General features: G+C 40.7%; 22 protein-coding genes. 11 read left to right on the top strand and 11 right to left on the bottom strand.

Going from position 1 to position 26,252, the window contains the following annotated elements; all coding sequences use genetic code 11:
* The first annotated feature begins 353 nt into the window (after positions 1-353).
* The 3 genes from I5907_RS02090 to I5907_RS02080 all read left to right on the top strand — a co-directional run bounded on the left by I5907_RS02090 (position 354) and on the right by I5907_RS02080 (position 3,587).
* Positions 354-1,301, top strand: a complete 948-nt coding sequence (locus I5907_RS02090) for an NAD-dependent epimerase/dehydratase family protein (RefSeq protein WP_196989080.1) — start codon at positions 354-356, stop codon at positions 1,299-1,301.
* A 44-nt stretch (positions 1,302-1,345) separates the two neighbouring features.
* Positions 1,346-1,978, top strand: coding sequence for a hypothetical protein (locus I5907_RS02085; protein WP_196989079.1), 633 nt, complete (start codon positions 1,346-1,348; stop codon positions 1,976-1,978).
* A 286-nt stretch (positions 1,979-2,264) separates the two neighbouring features.
* Positions 2,265-3,587 (top strand): peptidoglycan DD-metalloendopeptidase family protein, encoded by a 1,323-nt coding sequence (locus I5907_RS02080; RefSeq protein WP_196989078.1) that lies wholly within the window; start codon positions 2,265-2,267, stop codon positions 3,585-3,587.
* Between the two features lie 45 nt (positions 3,588-3,632).
* Here I5907_RS02080 and I5907_RS02075 read toward each other — a convergent pair whose 3' ends face one another.
* The 6 genes from I5907_RS02075 to I5907_RS02050 all read right to left on the bottom strand — a co-directional run bounded on the left by I5907_RS02075 (position 3,633) and on the right by I5907_RS02050 (position 6,196).
* Complete coding sequence (locus I5907_RS02075) at positions 3,633-4,046, bottom strand: Hsp20/alpha crystallin family protein (RefSeq protein ID WP_231401934.1); 414 nt, start codon at positions 4,044-4,046, stop codon at positions 3,633-3,635.
* 11 nt (positions 4,047-4,057) lie between these two features.
* Positions 4,058-4,231: a hypothetical protein gene (locus tag I5907_RS02070; protein WP_196989077.1), complete on the bottom strand. Its 174-nt coding sequence runs from the start codon at positions 4,229-4,231 to the stop codon at positions 4,058-4,060.
* Between the two features lie 10 nt (positions 4,232-4,241).
* Positions 4,242-4,508, bottom strand: coding sequence for a hypothetical protein (locus I5907_RS02065; protein WP_196989076.1), 267 nt, complete (start codon positions 4,506-4,508; stop codon positions 4,242-4,244).
* A 116-nt stretch (positions 4,509-4,624) separates the two neighbouring features.
* Complete coding sequence (locus tag I5907_RS02060) at positions 4,625-4,954, bottom strand: hypothetical protein (protein ID WP_196989075.1); 330 nt, start codon at positions 4,952-4,954, stop codon at positions 4,625-4,627.
* Between the two features lie 14 nt (positions 4,955-4,968).
* Entirely contained in the window at positions 4,969-5,520 is a 552-nt protein-coding gene (locus I5907_RS02055) for an RNA polymerase sigma factor (RefSeq protein ID WP_231401933.1), read from the bottom strand.
* A gap of 265 nt (positions 5,521-5,785) precedes the next feature.
* On the bottom strand, positions 5,786-6,196 hold the full coding sequence (locus I5907_RS02050) for an RrF2 family transcriptional regulator (protein WP_196989073.1): 411 nt from the start codon (positions 6,194-6,196) through the stop codon (positions 5,786-5,788).
* Between the two features lie 65 nt (positions 6,197-6,261).
* On the opposite strand from I5907_RS02050, the gene I5907_RS02045 reads away from it, so the two are divergent.
* The gene (locus I5907_RS02045) at positions 6,262-6,789 is read left to right on the top strand and encodes a hypothetical protein (RefSeq protein ID WP_196989072.1); all 528 of its coding nucleotides are present in this window, start codon (positions 6,262-6,264) and stop codon (positions 6,787-6,789) included.
* 153 nt (positions 6,790-6,942) lie between these two features.
* On the opposite strand, the gene dapB is transcribed toward I5907_RS02045, so the two are convergent.
* A complete protein-coding gene (gene dapB, locus I5907_RS02040) occupies positions 6,943-7,659 on the bottom strand; it encodes a 4-hydroxy-tetrahydrodipicolinate reductase (RefSeq protein ID WP_196989071.1) in 717 nt (238 codons plus the stop codon).
* Between the two features lie 73 nt (positions 7,660-7,732).
* On the opposite strand from dapB, the gene I5907_RS02035 reads away from it, so the two are divergent.
* Positions 7,733-7,936: a hypothetical protein gene (locus tag I5907_RS02035; RefSeq protein ID WP_196989070.1), complete on the top strand. Its 204-nt coding sequence runs from the start codon at positions 7,733-7,735 to the stop codon at positions 7,934-7,936.
* On the opposite strand, the gene I5907_RS02030 is transcribed toward I5907_RS02035, so the two are convergent.
* The 4 genes from I5907_RS02030 to I5907_RS02015 all read right to left on the bottom strand — a co-directional run bounded on the left by I5907_RS02030 (position 7,922) and on the right by I5907_RS02015 (position 11,366).
* Positions 7,922-8,599, bottom strand: a complete 678-nt coding sequence (locus I5907_RS02030; protein ID WP_196989069.1) for a DUF5683 domain-containing protein — start codon at positions 8,597-8,599, stop codon at positions 7,922-7,924. The genes I5907_RS02035 and I5907_RS02030 overlap by 15 nt on opposite strands.
* A 7-nt stretch (positions 8,600-8,606) precedes the next feature.
* On the bottom strand, positions 8,607-9,530 hold the full coding sequence (locus I5907_RS02025) for a ParB/RepB/Spo0J family partition protein (RefSeq protein ID WP_196989068.1): 924 nt from the start codon (positions 9,528-9,530) through the stop codon (positions 8,607-8,609).
* Between the two features lie 77 nt (positions 9,531-9,607).
* Complete coding sequence (locus tag I5907_RS02020) at positions 9,608-10,408, bottom strand: ParA family protein (protein WP_196989067.1); 801 nt, start codon at positions 10,406-10,408, stop codon at positions 9,608-9,610.
* A gap of 277 nt (positions 10,409-10,685) precedes the next feature.
* Entirely contained in the window at positions 10,686-11,366 is a 681-nt protein-coding gene (locus I5907_RS02015; RefSeq protein ID WP_196989066.1) for a metal-dependent hydrolase, read from the bottom strand.
* 670 nt (positions 11,367-12,036) lie between these two features.
* On the opposite strand from I5907_RS02015, the gene I5907_RS02010 reads away from it, so the two are divergent.
* The 6 genes from I5907_RS02010 to cysQ all read left to right on the top strand — a co-directional run bounded on the left by I5907_RS02010 (position 12,037) and on the right by cysQ (position 26,197).
* Positions 12,037-13,473 carry a hypothetical protein gene (locus I5907_RS02010; protein WP_196989065.1) on the top strand — a complete coding sequence of 479 codons (1,437 nt, stop codon included), beginning with the start codon at positions 12,037-12,039 and terminating at the stop codon, positions 13,471-13,473.
* Positions 13,474-13,482: 9 nt separating this feature from the next.
* Positions 13,483-16,677, top strand: a complete 3,195-nt coding sequence (locus I5907_RS02005) for a carbohydrate binding domain-containing protein (protein WP_196989064.1) — start codon at positions 13,483-13,485, stop codon at positions 16,675-16,677.
* Between the two features lie 77 nt (positions 16,678-16,754).
* Positions 16,755-22,478, top strand: a complete 5,724-nt coding sequence (locus I5907_RS02000) for a DUF6443 domain-containing protein (protein ID WP_196989063.1) — start codon at positions 16,755-16,757, stop codon at positions 22,476-22,478.
* Positions 22,479-23,262: 784 nt separating this feature from the next.
* Positions 23,263-23,835: a hypothetical protein gene (locus I5907_RS01995; RefSeq protein ID WP_196989062.1), complete on the top strand. Its 573-nt coding sequence runs from the start codon at positions 23,263-23,265 to the stop codon at positions 23,833-23,835.
* Positions 23,832-24,128 (top strand): hypothetical protein, encoded by a 297-nt coding sequence (locus I5907_RS01990; RefSeq protein WP_196989061.1) that lies wholly within the window; start codon positions 23,832-23,834, stop codon positions 24,126-24,128. The genes I5907_RS01995 and I5907_RS01990 overlap by 4 nt, the downstream gene beginning before the upstream one ends.
* A 1,268-nt stretch (positions 24,129-25,396) precedes the next feature.
* Positions 25,397-26,197 (top strand): 3'(2'),5'-bisphosphate nucleotidase CysQ, encoded by an 801-nt coding sequence (gene cysQ / locus I5907_RS01985; RefSeq protein WP_196989060.1) that lies wholly within the window; start codon positions 25,397-25,399, stop codon positions 26,195-26,197.
* Positions 26,198-26,252: the final 55 nt, after the last annotated feature.

Below are 26,252 nucleotides of genomic sequence, written 5' to 3'. Positions count from 1 at the left end.
CAATATTACATCAATCGCTGTATTACTTAAACATCTATATAACCGCTCATACTTTCTTGACAATTTTATTACAAAAGCATGCAGCGTTTTAATACTAACGGTTATTTTGAATTTCTTGTTGGCAGAGATTTGTAGAATTATTTTCCTGTATAAAAAATTGTTGCCATGTGTGCGTGTTGCAGCGCTGGCCCCGCAATGTTCCAACTACGCTTTGATCTTCGCATTTGCTCATTTTTGATCCTGCAGTTGAAGAGTGCGACGCAACCGGTGCCTGATAGTATTGCCAACGCCGGGCCCAAAATCTTATATCACCAATATTTTATTACGTTTGCAGCATTCAATAAATTACTGGTATGGTTAAAGAGAAAATTCTTGTAATTGGTGCATCAGGGCAAATAGGGGTGGAACTAACATTGGCATTGAGAAAAATATATGGAAATGCCAATGTAATAGCGAGTGACCTGCGCGAAGAAAATGAACTGCTCAAAGGCTCGGGTCCTTACGTTTCGCTAGATGTAATGAACAAGGAAATGCTGCACGTACAGGTTATAAGACAAAATATTACGCAGATATATTTACTTGCTGCCATACTATCTGCCACGGGCGAAAAAAATCCCAACCTTGCTTGGAGCTTAAATATGCAGAGTTTATTGAATGTGCTGGATATTGCACGCGAAGAAAAACTTACCAAGGTTTACTGGCCCAGCAGTATTGCTGTGTTTGGCCCTACCTCGCCCAAACAGAACTGCCCGCAGCAAACAATTATAGAACCAACTACTGTTTATGGTATCAGCAAATATGCCGGAGAGTTTTGGTGCAACTATTACTTTAAACGTTATGGGGTTGACGTTCGCAGCCTGCGATACCCGGGACTGATCAGTTATAAATCTGCGCCGGGTGGCGGCACCACTGATTATGCAGTGGAGATATTTCATGAAGCGCTTGAAGAAAAACATTATGACTGCTTCCTGCAGGAAGATACGTACCTGCCTATGATGTATATGCCCGATGCTATACGCGCCACCATTGAATTAATGGAAGCACCTGCAGACAACATCTCCATACGCACCTCTTACAACATTGCAGGAATAAGTTTTTCCCCAAAAGAAATAAGTGCTGAAATAACAAAACATATTCCCGGCTTTTCGATTGCGTATAAACCAGACTACCGGCAGGCCATTGCAGACAGCTGGCCACAAAGTATCGATGATGCTGTAGCAGCCCGTGACTGGAAATGGCGCCACGAATACGACCTCGAGAAGATGACTGATGATATGTTAAAAAATCTCCAGCTGAAATAAGCTGCTGCGGTTTTCGTTAAACTTACATTTCAAGATTTTACACCATGCATAAATCATTATTCCTTCTTTCATTCACAATACTTGCCGGTGCTGCATTTGCGCAGGACGATATACCCAACTACCGCAGCAAGCGGGAAAACTTTTTAAAGATGATGGAGAAGGAAGCCCGTGCAGACCTTGCTACATTTACACTCGGTGGTCTTGATGAAGCTGCCGGTAAACAGCCATTGCCCGCAGCACCTGTAACGGCCTATGGCAATGACTCAATCATATTGCAGGAAGGCAATATAAAAGTATTGATCAAGGCAGGTGTGTTCGATAAAACAAAACATAAAATTCTTTACTACGACGAAAAGTATGTAACGAAAATTGATAATAAACCCTACTACGGCATCATAGGTAAAATGCCTGCAACAACGATTGCTGTTTTGCAGGTTACCATTGGCAGAGACACGATTGTTATACCACCTGCAGCTTATGCAGATCTGTATAACCCTTCATTCTGCAGGGTTGCAGCCAATGCTAAAACAAAATGCAATGTGGGCGTTTACTTCTCAAAAGATAATCACCGCATGTACATTTACATGTTGAATGGTAATGGAAAAGAAGGCTATGAAGTAACCTGGATCATACAGGATAAACAATACCTGCGCCGTGTGGTAGACTGGGATTTTTAATTGATGTACCCGGCAGTAGTTTTTTATGGCATCACCTGTTGCGTCGCACTCTTGTACTGTTGAATCAATATTGAACAAACACGAAGACCTTAGCTAATATTGAATAACGCTAATCCCGCTTTAATAACCTCCTGTGAAGGTGAAAATTGTTGTAGAATTAAATCAGCAAACAAGCACAAAACCTTTGGCAGCTTCGCTGCTTTCTGACAAAAGCAACGCACAAACCGCTTCATTCCACAACTACGTACACACGGCTCAAGATTTGTAAGTTGGCTACCTAAAAAGTATGATGTGCCGAAAATATATAACGCTGATCGGTTTTTGTTTTTTTATCCTCTCATGTAGTTCTACGCAAAAAGGGTTGTTTGTAAAACGAACGCCCCACGAAAAGTATGCAGACAAGCTGGCCGGTGCCGGTCTTGTACAAACAACGCTGGGCAGCAAATGGCTTGCCGCTGCCACTAAAGGCATACAGCAACCGCTAAACATTGCTTTGCCTTATAAAGAAGCTGGTTACTTTTCCGATATTATGCCCGATGCTGCAGGATTCAGGTTTAATGCAAGACATGGCGAGCAGGTTAATATCCTGGTAGAAACTAAACCTGCCGGCAGTATAGTGTTTGCAGATGTATGGATACAAACAGAACAGGGTACATTGAGTTTTTTGCAAAGTGCTGACACTACCGGTAATACGCTGCAGTTTGAAGCAACGAAAGATGCGTTGTACCAGCTCAGGATTCAACCCCAGTTACTGGCAGGCGTTTCTTATACATTAACAATAAAAACAACGCCTTCCCTTGCCTTCCCGGTACCTTCTGATGCCAGTCCAAAAATCGGCAGTTTTTGGGGTGCCAGCAGAGACGCTGGTGCACGAAGCCATGAAGGCATAGATATTTTTGGCAGGTTTAGAACACCGGTGGTGGCCGCAGCGAATGGTGTTGTTACCAGTACCAGGAATAACAACCTTGGCGGTAAGGTAGTGTTTATGCGCCCGGATAACAAAAACTACTCGTTATATTATGCACACCTCGATTCGCAAATGGTATCTGCCGGCGATCGCGTAACTACCGGCGATGTACTGGGGTTGATGGGTAATACCGGCAACGCGAAGAATACGCCTACGCATTTACATTTTGGTATTTGTACAAATTCCGGTGCTGTTGACCCCTTGCCTTTTGTAAACAATAGCCGGCCTGCGCCTGAAACAATCAAAGCATCTCTTACAGTGGTTGACAGCCTGGTAAGAAACAGCCGTGACGCGTTAATGTATGCCACGCCATCTGCAAAGGATGGAGCAGGCAGTAAAATACCTCATAATACATTAATGAAAATTACTGCAGCTACAGGTGCATGGTACAAAGTAAAAATGATGGAAAGCGGGAAAGAAGGATTTGTAAGAAGTGATGCAGTTTCCCTGCTTGCAAGGCCAATCAGAACTATCGCTGTAAGTAATATTGCTACTGTTTTCGATATTCCTGATACAACTGCTGCTGTAAAATTTGTTTTGCAGGATAAGCGTGAAGTTGCTGTGCTGGCAGAAAGCGGGAATTTCCTTTTTGTTGCACAAGATGCCGGCAACGGCTGGATGGCCAGGCCTGTAAAAAAATAAAAGGCAACAAAGTGTTGCCTTTTAAGTTGAACCTGTGTTTACCAGCTAATCTACGTTTATTTCCTGTGCCGGCTTTTGTGCTTCGGGGTTTTTGGGTAAGGTTACAATCAGCACATTGTTTTCCTGCCTGGCTTTTATATTGGTGGTATCAACCTGGCCATTCAGGGAAATGATCCGCTCAAATGTTCTTACAGGAAATTCCTGCTTCACAAAGTTTGGCTTGTAACTTTCATCCTGCTGCTTTGTGCCGGTAATATAAAGTACATCTTCGGTTACAGATAATCTGATGTTGTCTTTGTCAAAACCGGTTGCGTAGATCGTTAGTTCGTAACTATCTTCTTTTTCTTCTATGTTTACAGGCACATTGTATTTCGGTCTTCTGTTAGCCCCGAAGTTTTCAAATGGCATATGCATGCCTCTTCCTGCGTGTCTGTAACCTGTGTTGCATCTTCCGTACATAGTGTATTGTTTTAGTATTTATTGGTTAATGAATCTGTTTCAGTTGTATTGTTGTGCAAACGGCTGCTGCAATGTTTGGGATGCCGGTATTGCATGTGGTAAGGCTTTGCAAAGACTGCAAGCGTGGTAAAAGTTACCACCGCAGCCAGTAAGCCTGTAAGAAAGCGATTGCGTCTTTGTTTCATGGCTGTTGTGTTAATCAATAGAGATGATGTTGCTGTTGTGTTTGTTGCTGTGTATGTTTATCACGTTGCCTGCACTGTGGTAACGGTGGCCAAAAGATGGTGTATTGAAAGGTTTGTAACCATGATAAACCATGCGGCGTCTTCTGCTGAAAAACCTGATGACTGCTCCGATAACAAAAAAGAATAATAGTATACGCAGCAGGAAAAAGCCGGCAAAAAATATAGCCGCACCTGCAACAATGCCGGCAAGAACAGGTTTAAAAATTGATCGTATCATTTTTGTAATTTTTAGTGTTGTAAATGTGTTTACAATAATGAAGACGAACAATCAGTTGAATTACTTTAAATAGTTTTAAAAAAAATTCCCCGGTATAAGCCGGGGAATTTTTTTATTTATTCCTGTTTTTTTTCGCACCTGTTTTTCCACTCTTCCCGGAATTTTGTTTTTTCATCGGGGCTCATGGAGTGCCATTTATCTTTCCAGTATTGTTTTTTAAATGATGGCCCGCTGCTGTTGCGCCTGCCAAAACTGCCAAAGAGTATCCTGCATAAAACCAATAAGCCTACTGCCTGCCAGTAAGTAATTTCTTTTGTATTCAATACCGGTGGCAGTACGGCATTCCACAACCACATTACAACTACACCAACCAGTAAAGCTGCAGCAATAATTACAAGCGGGAAAAGCAGGAATCCTTTTGGTCTATGTTTATTGCCGTAATACATGATAGCTAAGTTATTTAATAGTTGATTAAATCGTTGTAAAGGTGTTGCAATCTTTTGCGCAAATGCTGTACGGCATAGCGTTTTCTGCTGATGATGGTTTTAATGTTCTCTCCCAGTTCATCCGCTATTTGCTGCAGCGTTTTGTCTTCCAGTTCGTTTTGTACAAATACATTGCGCTGGTTTTCGGGCAGCTCATCCAGCGCGGCAAATAATTCTTCCCAGAATATATTTTTCAGGTGCCTTGTTTCGGGGTTATCATCATCTGCCAGTAAAATGTCTGTAAAGCTAAAGCTTCCATCTTCTCCTTCATAGCCAAGATCATCAATCAGTTCGGGCTGTTTTTTACGGTAGCGGTCTGTTATTTTGTTACGCGCCACAGCAAACAGCCAGCCGCTTACCTGCTCGATGGTTTCGGTGGCTGAGATGTTTGAAAACTGGTACCATACATCCTGCAAAATATCTTCTGCGTCTTCATCTGTGTTTACACGGCCGCGTATAAAGCCAAATAGTTTTCTGCCGTAATCTTTTACAGCCTGTACAACATTTTGTTTTGGTTTGTCTGCCATGTTAATATGTCTGCCATCTTCAACCATTGAAACGGAAGACGATTGAACCGGTAATTTACTTTAAAGTTTTACAAGATTTCCCTGGGTTGGCATTTTGTGCAGAAGGCGGATGTGCCGACAGGAGTGTTGTTTGTGCCTGCTTTGCGAACAGTAACGATACAATACACATTTAGCGGAACTGTACTATGCTGAGTATTGATGAAAATGTACAAGAGTGCGACGCAAGTAAAGTTAAATAGTAGTAATGCAGCCGGATACAAAAAAATTACATATCGGCAATATCGGCCACGGTCTTCTTTTCGAGTATGGCGAGGTTGGCATCACGCACTTCTATCATTACGCGGTTGAGACCGCAGTTCTTTTCATCGCAGTTGCTGCAACGCTGGTAGAAATGCAGGCTTACACAGGGCACCAGCGCTATGGGGCCATCTACAAGCCTGAGTACATCTGCCAGGTAAATATTGTGTGGGTCTTTGGCAAGATAATAGCCGCCACCTTTTCCTTTTTTGCTATCGAGTATACCTGCTTTTTTTAGTTCGAGCAATATATTTTCCAGGAACTTCAAAGGCACTTTTTTCTTTCGTGCAATGTCTGCAATAAGCACGGGGCCTTTATTGTACTCGTGTGAGAGATACATTAAAGCTTTGAATGCATACTGCGTTTTCTTTGATAGCATGTGGCAGGTTTATTGCAAGATAATATTTTGTATGTTGCAAATGCTTATTTGTTAAAAACAAGACCATGACGTTAAGAACCAGCTTTGTAAAGGTGATGTTGTGCATAGGAGTGTTGTGTGTAACCGCTACTGAAAGCAGTGCACAAAAGTTGTTTTCATTCTTTGTACATGGCGTGTATGCACAGCCGCTCGACGAAAATTTTAACGGTAATTACAATGCAGGTTTGGGAGTAGAAGGTGGTGTGCGTATTGCTATTAACAGAACAGCATTGGTAGCAACAGTTGGTTATACCAACTTTTTCAGCAGCAACAATAGTGAACTGGGTAACCTGCAATTTATTCCTGTAAAGATCGGGCTAAGACAATACATTATTTCCAGACTGGTATTTATACATGGAGATGTGGGCATTGCCAGAATAACCGGCGACCTGTATAACAATGCATCGAGATTTAGCGGTGATGCAGGCATTGGTGTAAAGCTTACGGGTTTTGAGGTGCAGCTCGATTATGATGGTTTTACAAGAAAGAGCCCCGAAGCAACCGGTTATTCTTCCTGGATAGGGTTGAAGGCGGGCATCAATCTTGGGCTTTGACAGTGATCGTTTTTTATACACATATCATCTTGAACAAAGACCAACAATAATGTTGGTCTTTGTTCTTTTAAGATCTTTTGCAGCACGTTTCAGCCATGCTGTTTGTGTTGGAGAAATATATGATTTGCCTGCGTGCGGCAATCAACGTATGTATCAAAAACCCAGCACTTCCTTCATGCTGAAAATACCTTTCTTGTTGTATAAAAACTCCGCAGCCATCACAGCTCCTGAAGCAAACCCTTTACGGTTATGTGCGGTATGAATAATTTCAATATCATCAATGTATGAGCTGTATTTTATTTTATGCGTACCCGGTGCAGGGTCTATGCGTTCACTAATGATTTCCAGTTCGGCTTCATTATCACTGGTATGGTTAACCCATTGTTTCTTGCCCGTGATATACCGCATTACCTGCTCTGCAAGGGTAATGGCCGTACCACTCGGGGCATCTTTTTTTTGCGTATGGTGTATCTCTTCAAGTGTAACATGATAGTCATGGTGTTTACGCATCAGTTGCGCAAGAAAACTATTCAGTTCAAAGAATAAATTTACTCCCACACTAAAGTTGCTGGCATATAAAAACGCACCATTGGCAGCAGAAACATAATGTTCAATTTCGGGTAATTGCTGCAGCCAGCCTGTAGAGCCACATACAACCGCAACGCCTGCATCAACACATGTTTTTATGTTTTCAACTGCGCTGTGGGGAGATGTAAATTCGATGGCAACATCAGCTTTTGCAATGTTTTCCTTTGTAAACGCTTCCAGGTTTTCTATGCCAATACGTAATACAATTTCATGTCCTTTTTCAACAGCAATTTCTTCTATGGCATGCCCCATTTTGCCATAACCAACCAGTGCAATTTTCATCATTGTTATTTTCAGCAATAAATAATGGCAGCAAAGTAAAAGAATAATTTATTGTCCCGGCTGATGAATATGTATGAAGCTTTGGTTGCGTCGCACACTTGTACTGCAGCAATGGTATGCAGCAAACGCGAAGACTGAAGCGAAGATCAAAACACTATTGCAGTTTATGACAGGTATAGAAGGGATCACTTCAAACCTGAAGGAAGGTTTTAGTGCCATTATGTTGAGATCGTCATGCCATTACAACATCATGCAACGTTTCCTAAAACACAGGTAATGCTCTGTGCGCATTTGTTTTAAGGTTAAAGGCTACACCCAATCCCGGCTTTTTGGTAGTAGCATCAAATGTTGGATTAATGCGCATAGTAAGGTCGTCACTTACATCGAAATCTTTTAAATGTCCAAACACAGTGGCATCTACCACATTAAGGCCCCATGCTATCAGGAAGTATAAAACAGAGTAATCACGGTTGCGGCGAAAGTCGTTCCGGTAAAACTGCAGCGTTTCCGCAGAAAAAGGCTGACCGGTTTGTTTATCAAAAAGTTTACTGTCTATTGAAGCAAAATCTTCTGTGCGATTGTTCACAACAATATCGTAAGCCTCTTTGGTGCGTTGGTACCATTTGTTGTTGTAAACAAAGGTGCCCGCTGTAATGCCAAGGGCCGCATATACAACCGGTATTTTCCAGTATTGTTTGTTGTAAGCCTGTCCCCAGCCTGGTAACACTGCAGATCTGAAAGTGGCTTTAGAAGGGTCGTGTTTTTTCTTAACCAAAGAATCATGTTTGGCCACGCTGTCTTTGGCAACAATCGTAGTATCAGCTTTTACTTTTACCGTAGTATCTATTACGGAGGCATTGGTTAATTGCTGTTTGTCTGTTTGCGCAAACAGGTTCACTGCAAAACAAAGAATAAATATGATGATTAGTTTTAACCGCATCTGATGATTAACTTACCTGTACGTTCATGTTATCAAGAATCTTATTAAGTTCTTCCAGTGAGTAATATTCCAGGGTAATGCTGCCATAACCTTTATTGTTGTGGTTCAATTTTACCTTGGTGCCAAAGTGAGAGGCTAAATTATCTTCTATTCTTTTGTAAGCAGGCGCAAGCGTTGATTTTGCAGAAGATTTAACAGCGGCAGGCTTTTCATTTTTATACAGGTTTCTTACCAGTTCTTCTGTTTGTCTAACGCTGAGACCTTTGTTTTTGATCTCATTGTACACATATAATTGTTTATCTACTGTATCAATATTTATCAAAGCCCTTGCATGCCCCATGCTTAATGTGGTGTTGCGCACCGCCAGTTGAATATCGGGCGGCAACTTCAATAACCTGATATAGTTGGTAATGGTGCTGCGTTCTTTGCCCATACGCTCCGCCACCTGCTCCTGCGTATAAGACAGTTCGTCCATCATGCGTTTGTAACTGAGGCCTACCTCAATAGCATTCAGGTCTTCCCGCTGCAGGTTTTCCAGTAATGCCAGTTCAAGCAGTTCTGCATCGTTTGCCTGGCGTATGTAAGCAGGAATGTCTTTTAAACCGGCCATTGCCGCCGCACGAAAACGGCGCTCACCGGCAATAAGCTGGTACTTGCCCGAAGCAAGTTTGGAAACTGTTACAGGTTGTATAATATCGTGTATCCTGATGGAAGCCGCCAGCTCATTCAGTGCCGCTTCATCAAAATCGTGGCGGGGATTCCTGGGGTTTGTCTGTATCTGGTCTAGCGGCAGGCGTGTTGTAGATACCGCTTTTTCCACTACACCACTTTTTAAATTACCGGTGGTGGTCTTCAGATCCGTATCAATATTCTGGAGTAATGAGCGTATACCCTTACCCAGCATATCTTTATTTTGTTTTGGAGTAGCCATGTCAGGTTGTAAATTTTAGGCAGTAAGTTTTAAGCCGGTGTGCCTGCAGGGCACCGCATAACTTATCAATTACATCATTATTCAATAATTCTTTCCTCGTTGGTCATTTTCGTCATGTCATTTTTCTGCAGCACTTCTTTGGCCAGGTTAAGATAGTTTACAGAGCCCTTACTGTCAGAATCATATAATATAACAGGCTTGCCAAAGCTGGGTGCCTCACTTAAACGGGTGTTGCGGTGAATAATGGTGCTGAATACCATCTCATCAAAATGTCTTCGCACCTCGCTTACTACCTGGTTGCAAAGGCGCAGCCTGCCATCATACATCGTCATTAAAATGCCTTCTATCTGTAATGCGGTATTAAGGCGGCTTTGTACAATCTTGATGGTGTTTAGCAGTTTACCCAGGCCCTCCAACGCAAAGAATTCGCATTGTACAGGTACAATAACACTGTCTGCCGCGGTAAGGGCATTTACAGTAATAAGGCCCAGCGACGGTGAACAATCTATAATAATGAAATCGTAATTGCTTTTAACGGGCTCAAGAATGCCTTTTAAAACCAGTTCCCTGTTGGGGTAATTGATCATTTCAATTTCTGCCCCTACCAGGTCTATGTGCGATGGAATAAGATCAAGATTCGGAATCTCACTCTTCAATATCACATCTGCTGCAGGTACATTGTTTACCATGCAATCGTACAGGCTGTTGGTTACATTGTGCAGGTCGAAGCCCACGCCGGTGGTGCTGTTTGCCTGCGGGTCTGCATCTACCAGCAATGTCCTGTATTCGAGCACAGCAAGACTTGCTGCCAGGTTTATGGCAGTGGTTGTTTTACCAACGCCACCTTTTTGATTTGCTACTCCGATGATTCTTGCCATAATTACTTTTCCCGCGGGAAAGTGTTGTTTTTATTTATATGTATGCAGGTTTGGGGTTTAACCGTTTGCGGTGAAGTTCAACCTGGCCTGTCTTTATTTTTCACCGTTCCTGGTGTGGCACGTATTTGTTGGGATACAGGCCTTACACAACCGGCGACTACCTGTAAATGCAGCGTGGTGTGCCCGTGCCGCACAGGGCTTTACAGTACAAGAGTGCGACGCAACGGAAGCTCAATGCTTAGGTTACTGCCGGGCTCCGGACATTTTTTCAAAAAAACTATAGTTCAATTGTTTCTCCTATTGCCGGAAGTAACAATTGTTTGCCTTCGGCCGCAAAATCCTGCTGCGCTTTTGCAGTATCGATTTTTATTGGCGGAAATGTATCGTAGTGCACGCCCACCACTTTATCGCACTGCACAAATGTTGCTGCTTTAATGGCATCGGCCGCATCCATGGTAAAGTTGCCGCCAATTGGCAATACCGCAAAATCAAGTTTTGCCCACATTGGAATAAGCTGCATATCGAGCGTAAGTGCGGTATCGCCCGCAAAATAAAAATTTCCCCCGGGTGTTGTAAACACGAAACCCAGCGGGTTGCCTGCATACGTACCATCTGGCAGGGAGGAGGAATGAATGGCGTTTACACCACGGGCCGTGCCAAAATCGAAGCTGATAGGCCCGCCATGGTTCATGGCATGCGCTTTTTCTATGCCCTGTTTTTGCAACCAGCCTGCCAGTTCTGCAGCTGCCACACAGGTGGCGCCGGTATTTTTAGCAATGGCTACTGCATCTGCCACGTGATCTCCATGGCCGTGGGAAAGGAATATATAATCAGCTTTTATGGTATTGATGTCGATGTCTTTAGCTGCCGGGTTGGGCGTTATAAAGGGGTCGAACAATATTGTTTTACCGCCGGTTTCCACTGAAAATGCCGCATGTCCGTAAAAAGTTAACTTCATAAAAACAGATTTTAAAGTGGTGAAAGGGCAGCAAAAATAAATTTTCAGATTCAATTTCGGGGTATAGAAAATGTATTGTTTTTGTGAATCTTACCGGAAAGGGGCTTGTGCGGCCTGGCAGCATCTGCAAATGCCGTGACGCAGTATTGCTAAGGACAGTTTTTGAGGCCAGGAAAAGTGAGGTGATACCGGCTGTGGTTTTTTATGGCATCGCCTGTTGCGTCGCAATCCGTTCATCAGTATAACTGTGGGCGGCAGCGGGTTGCGGTTTTGGGGCTTGGTGTGTTTGGGGTAAGAAAAAGACAGGTTCGGACTGGCATATCCTGATGTCGTGTGCTTAAAATCAAGCTACACTTTTAAGTGTATCGATTTTGCGAATAACTGTATGGGAATTTGGAATAAGTGCCGGTAGTTTTGTAATAAGTGTTTTGTGAAACGCAATGTTTTGCGATTCTGAACAATTGCAATCAAATGTAGTACAAGCAAGGGTTGCAGCCAGAAAAGCAAAAGGATTGCATTGTGTGTTTTAATTTGTGGTATAAAAAATTAATTTGGTAAATTTTACCAAATGCTCAAATTGCATGAGCATTTTAAACCCTACAATCGGACACTAACTGTAGAAAAGACCAAAACAACAATTACCCAATTTTAAAGGACTAAACCCTTTTGCATGCGATATCTTATTGCCATACTATGTATTGCCCTAAACGTTGTAGTCTATGGACAAACAACTGAACATGATTCAGCAGATACTATGCAAAGTAGGGTCAATACACTTACATCTATCCCCGGCAAGTCACTTGAATATATTGAAAAAAAATACAGCAGGTTAAGCAGTACGATTCAAAAGCAGAATGAAAAGGTGTTACAGCGCATGCAGGAGAAAGAAGACAAAATCAGGAAAAAGCTGGCTGTTACAGATAGTTTAAAGGCTGCAGCATTGTTTGGGAAGAGCGAGGAGAGATACCGGTCTTTAAAAGATAAACTACAACAAAAACTTAAGCTCCGTGAATATATTCCGGGTTTGGATACGGTGGCAACCGGACTGCAATTCTTTTCGCAATCTCAAATGCCTGTAGACGTAGATGCGTTGAAGTTAGATGAACTTTCAAATAGTATTAGTGACCTGCAATCGCGGCTACAACAAGCAAACGAAATACAAACTTTTGTTCGGCTGAGGGAAAAGGAACTGAAAGAACAATTGATGAACACAGGTTTGGCCAGGGAGCTTTTATCTGTAAACAAAGAAGTGTTCTACTATCAACAGAGATTGAAGGAGTATAAGGAACTGTTGAATGATCGAAAAAAACTGGAAAAAAGATTGGTCACTGAAGTACGCAGAATTCCAGCATTCGAAAAATTCATGGAGAAACATAGTTACCTGACTGCCTTATTTCCTCAGCCCGATAACTATGGTACTGTAGAAGCCTTGCAGGGTCTACAAACCAGAAGCAGTGTACAGCAGATGCTTCAACAAAGCATGGGAACTACTGCGCTTAATCCTGAACAATATATACAACAACAAATGCAAACGGCGCAGACGGCCTTAAATGATTTAAAGGATAAGATCAACAAACTGGGAGGTAGTGAAGGGAACAGTGATATGACAATGCCGGATTTTAAACCCAATAATCAAAAGACCAAAAGTTTCCTCGAGCGTATTGAATATGGATTCAATCTACAAAGTTCCAGGACCACGAACCTGTTACCAGCTACCAGTGACATGGCGGTTACTGCAGGCTACAAGTTCAGCGACAAGGCCAGTGCCGGTTTAGGTGTAAGCTATAAAATAGGCTGGGGCTCTGGTCTAAACAGTATAAAATTAACCAGCCAGGGAGTGGGACTGCGCAGCTATGTAGATGTTAAAGCAAAAGGCAATCTCTGGATTACCGGTGGTTTTGAATATAACTATATGCAGGAGTTTAAAAAGCTTCAGGAACTGTACAACGTGAGCACCTGGGGAAAAAGCGCTTTGGCAGGAGCTACAAAAAAAATAAAAATTGGCAAAAAGCGTGAGACAAAGATTCAGCTATTGTATGACTTTCTTGCTACCAGACAAATACCTCAAACCCAACCTCTAAAATTTAGAATAGGATATACATTTTAATTTCTCAATATGAATATGTACCGTTTAGCTGCTTGTTTCAGCGGCATTATACTATGGTTTTGCTCAGCCGGCCAACCCGTAAATACCAATTTTTTACCTAAAATAGGTGCTTCCTCTCCGGAAGCAATGGCGATGGAAAAATTTGTTTCTTATCCGGTAAGTCTTTTTACTGGTGCAACGAGTGTAAGTGTACCAATCTACACAATCAATGTAAACGGTATGAAAGTGCCAATATCATTAGATTATCATGCGTCGGGAATAAAAGTTTCAGAAGAAGCAAGCTGGGTGGGTTTAGGCTGGTCTTTAAATGCAGGGGGGGCAATAAACAGGAACATGAGAAGTCTACCCGATGAAATAAGCGGTTATTTAGATGGAGAGCCCCTTAGGACCGGCGGATTTTTACCAAATGATCCGAATGATGTATTGTATTTGCGATTATTATCTGAACATACAATTGATGGTGAACCTGATATTTATAGCTACAACTTTCCAGGGCATAGTGGTAAATTTTATCATGCTAATCAAAGCTCTGCGCCTGAGAATGTAAAAATTATCCCGTACAGTGCTATAAAGATTATTACTAGTTTTTTTAATGGGATGCAATTTACTATACTGGATGAAGCTGGAATTGAATATCGGTTTGTTGATGCGCCGGAAATTACGTCTCCGGCTGACGGTCCATATAGTTATTATAGCTCATGGATGCTTACAGAAATGATTTCTGCCGATAAGGCAGATACAATAAAATTCAGTTATAGCTTTGAGGAATTTGATGCAGTTGGAGAGTTAATGGATTATGTAAGTGTAACTGATCGTGTTCTTCAGGACACCAGATTGAACTCGGAATGCCATAATAGCTATCAAGAGAGAGTCACTCCTGGTACGTCGCAACGAACATCTAGTATTATTACTGCAAAGCTAGTTGGAATCAGTTTTCCTGGGGGAAAAGTTGAATTTGTAAAGAACGGAAATATGAGGGCCGACATTCCAAACAGTAAAAGTCTGTATCAAATCAAAATCTTTGAGAAAAACCTGATTACAAACACAGATATTTTACTTAAGTATATTAATTTAAACCAGTCATATTTTTTAAACAATAGCGTAATAAATCCATTTAACAAGTACAGGTTGCGTTTAGACGCGGTTGTAGAATATAACGCCGGAAATACATCAGAAAAGACTTATAGTTTTGAATACAATACCGCCCAATTACTACCGGATTATGCGGAATCAAGATCGAAGGATTATTGGGGTTATTTCAATAATAAAGCGAATTCATCTCTTGTCCCAAGGCAATTTATTGCTTTATTATCAGCAGAATTAGGAAATGAACAGCCAAGCGTGTGGATCGGTGGGGCTGAAAACGGCAGAGTACCTGATCCAATATTTAACCAAGCTTGTATTCTGAAAAAAGTCAATTTTCCCACAGGCGGATCTGCAAGTTTCGAATATGAAACAAACAAATATTACAACTATGAAACAGGTACTGTTGATTATGGTGGTGGTGTGCGTATAAAACAGATCAATCATTTTGACGAATATGGCAAATTGGCACTGAAGAAAACATACAAATACGGAAAAAACGAAAATGGTTATGGTCGCATAATCATACCCCTTCCAACAAGATCTTTTGTGTCTGAAGAAATGCACTATCCTACAACTAGCTGTTTGTCTGCGGGATATTGTCGTGTCAGAAATTTTAGCTCTTCTCCCTCTTATTCCGTTGACCCATTTGATGGTGCCTCTGTGGGTTATGAGGAGGTTGCAGAATATGAAGGTGATGACAATAACAATAACGGTAAAACAGTATACCAATATTCGTTCTATGAAGATGCTTTTACTTCAACTTATGCTTACTCAAAACCCAATGTAGTAAGTTACCATTATAAACGGGGTGAATTATTGCATAAGTATGTTTATCAAAGCTTGTCTCCCGGCAATTATAAACTGCTTCAGCATACTCATAATGGCTATGGTGCATTCCCAGATAACTCGGCTGGTGCTGTAGATATCGTCGCATTCAGAAAGGCTTATTTTGACAATGGGTCTAACTGGAATGGATTTATTGAATACGATTACAATAGTTATTCTGTTATGCAGGGAGATAACAGGCTAATTTCCACAATTGATACTCTCTGGAGCCAAAAAGGAGATTTGTATACCATTAATAAGTCGGAGTATACATATGGCAATATTAATCATCAACAGATAACACAAATCAAACAATACGTGAGTGGTGGTGATATCATTACAGTAAATCAAAAGTACCCGCACGATTTTGTTTCCACAACGGTTTATAATGAAATGGTAAACCAGGCACATATAATAAACCCCGTTATCGAAAAGACTGAATTAAAAAACAGTTTCCAGAGAAGCCTGCTGAAGACGAATTATAAAAAGTGGGCAAACTACCAATATTTACCCGAGACTATTCAGCAAAAGATTGGCACAAATCTACTCGAAACAAGGGCAACTTTTTATGCCTATGACAACCATAGTAATGTATTATCGATGGCAAAGCAAAATGATACCAGGACATCCTTCCTGTGGGCGTATAAAAAATCGCTGCTGGTTGCAGAAGCAAAAAATGCATTGCACAATGAGTTGTTTTTTGATTCTTTTGAGGAAGATGCAGAATGGGATAATAATCTCATAACTTATGATAATACAAAATCGCATACAGGAAATTATGCGGGAAAAATAACAAAACCAACGGCAGGAGAGCAAGTAGCATACAGCAATAAATGGTTGACCATCGCCATAACTACTCCTACCAGGTTTCGTTATTCCGGTTGGATATACAGTGAAGGCCCCACTGCAGATATCTTTCTTTTTATGAAGAGAACGGGCGAAACCGGATTGTACAGCTATGTGGATCATGTAACAACCACAACTACAGGTAAATGGGTTTTTGTAGAAAAGGATTTTACGGTTCCGGCAGATGTTACTACCATATCCCTGAGGCTTGACAACAATGGCGGCGGTAATATTTGGTTTGACGATCTCAGATTACATAGGGCAAATGCTTTTGTAAGTACTTACACCTATAAACCGCTGGTTGGTATGACCGCTCAAATAGACATCAATAACAATACGCAGTTCTATGAGTACGATACCTACAACCGTTTAAAGCTTATCAAAGACCTGAACGGCAACGTTATCAAAACAATAGACTACAAACTTAAATCTTCTACCCCTTACTAAAACATTGGCCCATAGCTGGTGAAATGCATAGTACTCATCTTACAATCAACTCATTTTAGCCTTAAACTAATCAACATATGTCTGCCAAATATTTATTCCTGGTGCGTTTTGCCATAGTTTTATTGGTAATAAGCATTTTTAAAGTATCAGGGAATGCTCAATCTTTAACAATTAGGGGAGGTTCTTCAACCTGCGTTATCGCTCAAAATACCTACACTTATACATTGAGTGGTAATTATAGCGGAGGAACAACGACATGGTGTGTACAAGGTGGGATTATTGTGTCAATAAATGGTAGCGGAAGTATTTCCAATAACTGCGCTACCGGATCACAAATTCCCGGTATACAGGTTAAGTGGACAGTGGTTGGGCAGGGCAGTATTAATGTTACATGGGGTGATAACCCGTCCCTGAATCAAACCGTTGTTGCTGCACTAAGCCCAGGTTCTATAAGTAATACTTTTCAAACAACCAATTATTATACAGTTCCTGCAACAATCAATTGTTCACCGGCTTCCGGAGGCGCCTGTTCACCAAATTACACTTACCAATGGGAATCATCAACAGATAACATCAACTGGATTTTGGGGCCTACAACTCAAAACCTGGCCTTCACAAAAGAATTAATAGAAAAAACATATTTCAGGAGAAAAGTCACTGAAACTACATCAGGATCAGTCCAATATACTTCTCCGATAGCAACGGTGAATGTAAATCCCCCCTTTTGTACGACTACAATAACATCGTCACAGGATATATTTACCGGTACTGTGCCGGCAAGTATTATTGCACCGGCCGCAACAGGTGGTAATTGTAGCGGCAACTATACCTATTTATGGGAATCGTCTTCAAATGGAATTGATTGGATTCCTACCACAATAACAACAAAAGACATTTCTTTTAGTAATCCTTTTACCGCAACAACTTATTACAGGCGGCGGGCTAAATGTGCAGCTACCGAATATTCATTTTCCAATAGTTGTAAAATAAATGTATACCAGCATCTTGCAGCAGGAACTATAACACCGTCAAGTAAAACTATATCTTATGGCACTTCTCCCGGTGTCATAACTGTGGCCGCCTCTACCGGTGGAATATGCACTGTAAAGAATTATCAGTGGCAAAAAAGTGTGGATAATGGTACTACGTATACAGACATAAACGGCGCTACAACTTATAATAACTTTAACCCGGGACCATTGACTGTAAAAACACTTTTCAGGCTTGAAACTGTGTGTGGGGCAGAAACGGTGTATTCAAACGCAATCACAATAAATGTAAATCCTGAACTCATTGCAGGTACGATTTCACCTGGCTATATCGTAATGACAGCAGGTGACAGCCCGGGACTTATCTCAGGAAATCTTGCTTCTGGTGGCAATTGTACAACTTATAGCTATCAATGGCAAAAGAGCACAGATGGTATAACGTTCACAAATATTATAGGAGCTACTTCTCAAAACTATTCGCCGGGCATGATCAATGCCACGAGTTATTATAAAAGACTGGTTAACTGCGGATCAGACCAGAAAGAGTCAAATGTTGCATCGTTTATAATCCCTGTAAGGAATTCTTACAATTTTATTACTACCCGGCAAATAACAAAACCAGGGGTAACAACAGAATCTGCTGCAGATCTTTTGTCTGCCTTAACAGATGTGCAACAATCGCGGCAATATTTTGACGGATTGGGAAGGCCGGTTCAAACAATTGCCAAACAGGCATCGCCACTTGGTAAAGATATCGTTCAGGCAGTTAATTATGATCAGTTTGGACGGGAGGAGATCAAATATCTGCCTTATGTTTCCTCCAGTGTTGATGGGAACTACAATCTCGGAACGTCTGCAGCAACGCAATATTATGCTTCATCGTTCAACGATCAGTTTTATTACAGTAAAACATTCTTTGAAAATTCACCGCTTAACCGGGTATATGAAAATTTTGCGCCAGGAAACAGTTGGGTTGGTTCAGGTGTTGGTGTGGAACAGCAATACCTTTTTAACACCGCAACCGATTATGTAAAAATTTGGGCCGTAACCAATAGTGCAACGTTTGGTTCATTTGGAACATATGCAGTGCAGGGCGAGTATGCAGCAGGCGAATTGTATAAAAACATTACCATTGATGAACATGGCAAACAGGTAATCGAATTTAAAAACAAAGAAGGGTTAGTACTTCTGAAGAAAGTACAGTTTACAGCCGCACCTGATGACGGAACCGGCTCGGGTTCTAACTATGTACAATGGTTATCTACCTACTATATTTATGATGATTTCAATCAGCTCAGAGCTGTGATACAGCCAAAAGGGGTAACTTTGCTGTCAAACAACAATTGGGATATAAATGCTATATCAGGTTCGATTCTTTCTCAAACAGTTTTTGAGTACGACTACGATGAAAGAGGACGTATGATCATGAAACGTGTTCCGGGGGCTTCTGAGGTGTATATGGTGTATGATACCCGTGACAGGCTGGTAATGACGCAGGATGCCAATATGCGGGCTTCAGACAAATGGCTCGTAACAGTTTACGAGAATGATTTTAACAGGCCGGTTCAAACAGAACTTGTACCTAACAGTACTTTTGCTAATAAGACCTTCGAACAACATAAAACAGCAGCATCAACATCATCAGCATACCCTTATGCGTTACCTCCGTCAGTGGGAGCAAACACGCTAACCATCACACATTACGATGATTATGCCTCTTTACCTTCGGGATTGAATGCATCTCTTGTTACAACTGCAATCACGGCAACTAATTTTTACACTACCTATAATGCTTCTCCCACATATGCCCAGGAATTGATCCAGTCGAGCAAAACGAGAGGCATGGTTACCTGGACACAGACAAAAGTTTTAGGTACTACTTCACAAATGCTTGCAGCATCGAGTATTTACGATGGATATGGCCGGGTTATACAAACGCAGTCGGTGAATGTTACCGGCGCAACAGATATTACCACAATGCAGTATGATTTTTCCGGCAAGTTGTTACGTAACCATTTAAAACACGAGAAAGCAGGCGGGGTGGCTCAGACTTATAAAATAGGTACTGCAAACACCTACGACAATGGTGGTCGTCTTACTAAAGTTGAGAAGATGATTAATGAAAGCGGTACATGGAAGACGATTGCGGAAAATACGTATACAGAATTAAACCAGTTAAAGACAAAGAAATTAGGCGTGAAACCTTCCGATGGTGTAAGTCCTTTGGAAACTTTGATATACGACTATAATATCCGCGGCTGGCTGCTTGGTACGAACAGAAGCTATATACAAAACACTTCGACAAACTATTTTGGGTTTGAACTGGGTTATGATAATGCTAATACCATCGTTTCTGGCACAGCTTATACAAAGCCGGAATTCAATGGAAATATATCAGGCACAGTTTGGAAAAGTGCAGGCGATGGCATCATCAGAAAGTTTGATTATGATTATGATGCGGTGAACAGGATTGTTAGCGCTGATTTTAATCAGTATAGTGGTAGCAGTTTCAATAAGGCTGATGGTATTGATTTTAGTGTAAGCAATATCACCTACGACCAAAGCGGCAACCTGAAGACCATGAAGCAAATGGGTTGGAAGGTTGGCGGAAGCACACCAATAGATGATTTTACATATACATACCTGCCAAGTAGCAACAGGTTGAAAAATGTGATCGACGATTACAGTGACCCTCAGACAACGCTTGGTGATTTCAGGTATTCAGAGAGCTATAATAATACATTGGGAGGAACTAAGTTGACGACAGCAACTGATTATACGTATGATGCCAATGGGAACATGAAATCTGACAAGAACAAAGACATTACCAGCATTACTTATAACTATCTCAATCTGCCAATAACAATTACCATTACCGCAAAGGGTAGTATTGAATATGTGTATGATGCTGCCGGTAATAAGCTCAAAAAGATTGTACATGAAACAGGTAAACCGGACAAAACAACACTTTACCTGGCCGGCACTTACGAAGATGATGTGTTGCAGTTTTTACCACACGAAGAAGGACGTATACGTTACAATGCAACAACCTCGTTGTTTAACTACGATTATTTTATCAAAGATCATTTGGGCAATGTGCGCATGACGCTGACAGAAGAACAACAGCGTGATGTATACCCGGCAGCAACCCTTGAAGGAAATATCAATACAGATGGTACGCCCAACGCCGTGTATATAGAAAAGAATTACTACACCATAGACCCTGCATACATTGTGCCGCAGGCTGATGCAACAGGTATAACCGCTTATAAGAATAACAATGGTGCCAATGCGCCCAACAATAACCCAAACAGTCTTACAGGGCAAAACAGTACCAAGCTTTACAAATTAAACAGTAATACCAATAAAACAGGTCTGGGTATAACACTGAAGGTGATGGCAGGTGACATTATTGATATCTACGGCAAGAGTTATTATTTCCAAAACAACGTTACAGAGCAGAATGTAACCATGCCTTTATCAGAGATCATCAGTGGATTTTTGGGTTCAGCAACAGGTGTTACGGCAGGTAAAGGTGCCACCACTGCTACAGTTACAGCACTGAACCAATCGGCATTCCCGGCAACATTCTTTACGAGAACGCCACCGGCAGGTAACGTAATCCCCAATGCTTATATAAATTATATTTTTTTTGATGAGCAATTTAAGTATGCCGGGAATGCGGGGAGTGGTTATAGTAAAGCCGGTATTAACGGGCAAATCAAAAACCACATTACCAGCCTTGACAATATTGTGGTGCCCAAAAACGGCTATCTTTATGTATACGTTAGCAACCAAAGCCCCGTTGATGTGTTCTTTGATAACCTGCAGGTAATACATACACGAGGTGCTATATTGGATGAAACGCACTATTATCCATTCGGCTTGACAATGGCGGGAATATCTTCAAAGGCAGCACAGTTCGGAAGTCCAGAAAATAAATACAAATACAACGGCAAAGAAGAGCAGCGGCAGGAGTTTAGTGATGGAAGTGGACTTGAATGGATGGATTATGGGGCAAGAATGTATGATGCACAAGTAGGAAGATGGACTGCAATTGACCCATTATCCGAATTAGGCAGAAGATGGTCGCCATACAATTACGCATTAGATAATCCAATACGATTTATAGACCCTGATGGAATGTGGAGTTTTGATACTAATGGAGGTGCTAGCACAAGCAATCCTGAAGAAATAACAGCATTTATGAAAGAAATAAATGCATCAACAAGCGATGAAGAACCTGATGCTGGTGGTGATGATGATGACAAAAAGAAAAAAGACTCAAAACAAACAGAGAAAAAAGAAAATGAAATTCCTAAAGATTTTGTTTCTCCATTGGCTGACGGGTTAACGTATGCAAGTATGATATGGCAAGTTGCAGAATTAAGTGCTAATACTGAGATGATAAAAAATATTGCCTTAAATCTTGGAATAACCACCGCACAGGTAGCTGAACGTCTAAAAGCATTTTCAAGCACATTGAGCAGTATTGGAAAAAATGCATACTTCCTCGGAATTCTTTTATCAGCGGGAGCAGCAGTTGAAAAAGTTCGAAATGGGGAGTCCCCTGGAAAAGCTTTTAGTAAAGCTGGAATAGATATTGGCGTGGGGACTGCTTCATTTCTTATAGGGGGACCAGTCGGCGCTGCAATTGCTGTTGGTTATTTAATTTTAGATAAGTCAGGTGCAATTGATTATACAATAGATAAAACTGCAAGCTTTTCTGATAAGCTTAAGACTCATTGGAATGACTTAACAAACTATATGTCTAGAGTGGAGTCAGCCTTATCTTCAGGTCATATTTGGTAATTTATTATGATAAATAGACTTATATATACGTTGTTCTTATTTTCTAGGTATAGAAAATTAGATGATCATTATTTGATTTCTGGAGGTTTTATTCTTTTATGTCTTCAGCTGATCTTACTCGCTACAATCAAACTATTATGTATTTTTTTGAATTTGTCTTTCATTGAGGTCTTCTATAATAATAGGTTGATATATGTGTTTTTGGTAGTTATATTTTTCTTCATATCAAAAATTTATGGGAAATATTTAATAAAAAAAATTAGAATGAAATCTATAATTGTTCGAAGAGTATCGTTTCATAACATTTATTTGTTTATGACAATAAGTATGTTGTTTTTCTTAATTGTTATGATATTCTTATAGTTACCTAATGGCGTAAGGTGTGTCACGAAGTAAAAGAATGAATAATTCCGTCTCCACAGAGGTGTGTCACGAATGAAAAGGGTTGATGGTTCTTTTCAATGTTGTATAAGAGATGGCAGAAGGTCTGCCGCATACGCAATACAGTTGGAGTATGCAAACCACTTGAAGGTGCTGTGTTTAAAAAGCATGGTGCTGAACGTTTAGGCAAAAGGTAATGTAAGGACATTATCAGGTAAGTGTAAAGAACCTTAATGCAAATGAACCGTTGAAGACATGTCGAAAGGACAACTTGTTGGTAAAACTGTTGGAATCTCTGTAGTGGCAGGACAAACTTCCGTCTCCACAGAGTTACCGGCAGGGAACTCTGTGGGGGAGCAAGATAGAACTTACCAGTTAAACATAAAACCTGTAATTTCAGTTCATGTCTGTAAGAACCCTCAAATCTGAAAAAGGAACCAGTTATTTTTTTACTATTACTAATTGCAAATGGATTTCTTTATTTGAATACACAAACTTCTACAGCAAAATATACGATTGGTTTAATTTTCTTGCTAAAAGAGGAGATCGTATACTCGGGTATTGCATAATGCCGAATCATCTGCATGGTATGGTATATCTCCAGAAGGATAGCCCTGTAATAAATGAAGTAATTGGTGAAGCAAAGATGTTAATGAGTTACGCTATTGCAGCAAGGTTGAAAAGACTAAATGCAACACAGGTATTAGCGCAATTACAAAATGCTGTTTCTGAATATGAAAAGAAAAAAGGTCTGAAGCATAAAGTATTTGAAGATAGCTTTGATTGTAAAGAATGTTTTACGTATGAGTTTATTCAGCAGAAATTACAATACATGCATTACAATCCTGTGAAAGCCGGGTTAGTAAATATTCCTGAATTATACGAGCATTCTTCCGCAAAGTTTTATATAACGGGAGAGCAAGGCATTTATCCTGTTACACATTATGCGGAGTTGTACGAGCGTGGAAATAATTGAGTACAGTCTCACTTACTGCACCCACAGAGTTCCTTTCAGGTAACTCTGTGGAGACGAAGAAAAAAGGTGTGAAACATAAAATATTTGAAGATAGCTTTGATTGTAAAGAATGTTTTACGTATGAGTTTATTCAGCAGAAATTACAATATATGCATTACAATCCTGTGAAAGCCGGGTTAGTAAATATTCCTGAATTATACGAGCATTCTTCCGCAAAGTTTTATATAACGGGAGAGCAAGGCATTTATCCTGTTACACATTATGCGGAGTTGTACGAGCGTGGAAATAATTGAGTACAGTCTCACTTACTGCACCCACAGAGTTCCTTTCAGGTAACTCTGTGGAGACGAAAATGTTCCTGAATTATACGAACACTCTTCCGCAAAGTTTTATACAACGGAAGAGCAAGGCATTTATCCTGTTACACATTATGCTGAGTTGTACGAGCGTGGAAATGATTGAGTACAGTCTCACTTACTGTACCCACAGAGTTCCTTTCAGGTAACTCTGTGGAGACGAAAAAATGACTCGGTAGGTTCCGGTTATTTAGGTTCATTTTATGATTTATTAGACACTGTAAGAAATTTCTAGTTATGAAGTTATGCTTATTCTATTTTGCTTTCATGGTTAGTCCCATATATCTGCCTGAAACTGAATTTAAGTTTGAGCAAGCTGCCTTTGAATTTTTTGTCCGCAATTTTCAAAATTTCTTGTTTTCGAAAAAAGATACAGTTGATTTCAACTGTAAAAGCTTAAACTCTCTTGATAGGGCAATGTTTTTAGGCAATAACACATGGCATGATCAGGGGATCGTGAAAAATAAATCATATTCTAGCTATGACAGCCTTGAAAATACAAAAACCAATTTATACTATTCCATCATCGCTATACCTAATTCGAGAATCTGCTATAATAGTACCCAATGGCATAATCAACATTGGGAGTTGGTTATTTACAAACGGTTTTATTATGATGGGTTTATTTATGTATACTTATTTGTGGAACGCAAACAATTTAGACGGTCTGCTCTAATAAAATTTTATGAAGATAAAATCGTGGATTCTTGTTTTATAAATTTTGTCCAATAAATGATCTCCTGCTGTTGCAAGATTGAGGCGTGAGGTTCGTGTTTTGGCATCTTGTGCCTTGGAGCCGCTCCTTATATCATACCAAACCATCAAGAACTTTCTATTCCAACATTAATCCACATCAAGCCAATGCCTCCGCACGCCACAGTCCCCATAAAAACGGAACGTTGAACCGAGCGTGGCAACTGCCGATGCCATGCAAAACCATTGCTGATACCCAACTAAAATAACCCGTAACAAGTTTTAGCGGAGTTTCTTAAACACATCGTCTTTCATTATCCACCATATTATTAAATTATAATTTCCAATAATATCATCTGGTGTTTCTTGTCGAAACCTGCTGCAAGCAAACATTTTAAGCGCATTTAAACCGCAGCAGCTAAAATAACTCCGGATACCGTTAACATCTTTTAACATAAAAATTTATCTTGCCGACCGATGGAAAACACTTTCATTAACCGTAAAAACAATAGATGAAAAACTTGATTAATGTATCCGTACTCGCTGCAATCAATGCAGGCAATGAAATCCTTGAAGTGTATAAACAAGACTTTTCTGTAGAAACCAAAAGCGATAACAGCCCCCTCACCATCGCCGACAAAAAATCCCACGAAGTAATCAAAGCGGCCCTGGCCAATACCGGGTACCCGCTGCTGAGTGAAGAAGGTAAACAACTGTCTTACGATGAAAGAAAAGGCTGGGAAACTTTCTGGCTCGTAGACCCGCTGGATGGTACCAAAGAATTCATTAAAAAGAATGGCGAGTTTACCGTAAATATTGCACTAGTAAAAAATGGCTCACCTATACTTGGTGTGGTATATGTACCTGTTACCGGCATATTATACTACGGTGCAGAAGGTGTTGGCGCATTTATGGTAACCGTAAAAGAAGCAGTTACAGAAAGCAATCTGGAAGCTGTCTTGTCCACTGGTGAAGCATTACCCGGTGACGCAAAACCGGCTGTGTACACAGTGGTGGCCAGCCGCTCTCACAATACACCCGAAACAGAAGCTTTTATTGAGGAAAAGCGCAAAGAATTTGGCGAGGTTGATATGGTAAGCTCCGGCAGCTCTATCAAACTTTGCCTGGTTGCAGAAGGTAAGGCCAATGTTTATCCAAGGCTGGCGCCTACTATGGAGTGGGATACCGCGGCCGGTCATGGTGTGGCCAAATACGCAGGTTGTTCTGTGTATAACTACGAAACCAAAAACGAAGTGGTGTACAACAAAGAAAACCTGCTCAATCCATGGTTTGTGGTGGAGCGCAAAAATTAATACACCGTTTACAATAAAGCAATCATCATTATACATCTTGCAAAAAAACCTGTGT

It is taken from the genome of Panacibacter microcysteis (genome assembly GCF_015831355.1).
Lineage (GTDB): Bacteria > Bacteroidota > Bacteroidia > Chitinophagales > Chitinophagaceae > Panacibacter > Panacibacter microcysteis.
Note: the sequence above shows the minus strand (reverse complement) of the source record. Positions and strands in the feature narration are given on the sequence as shown.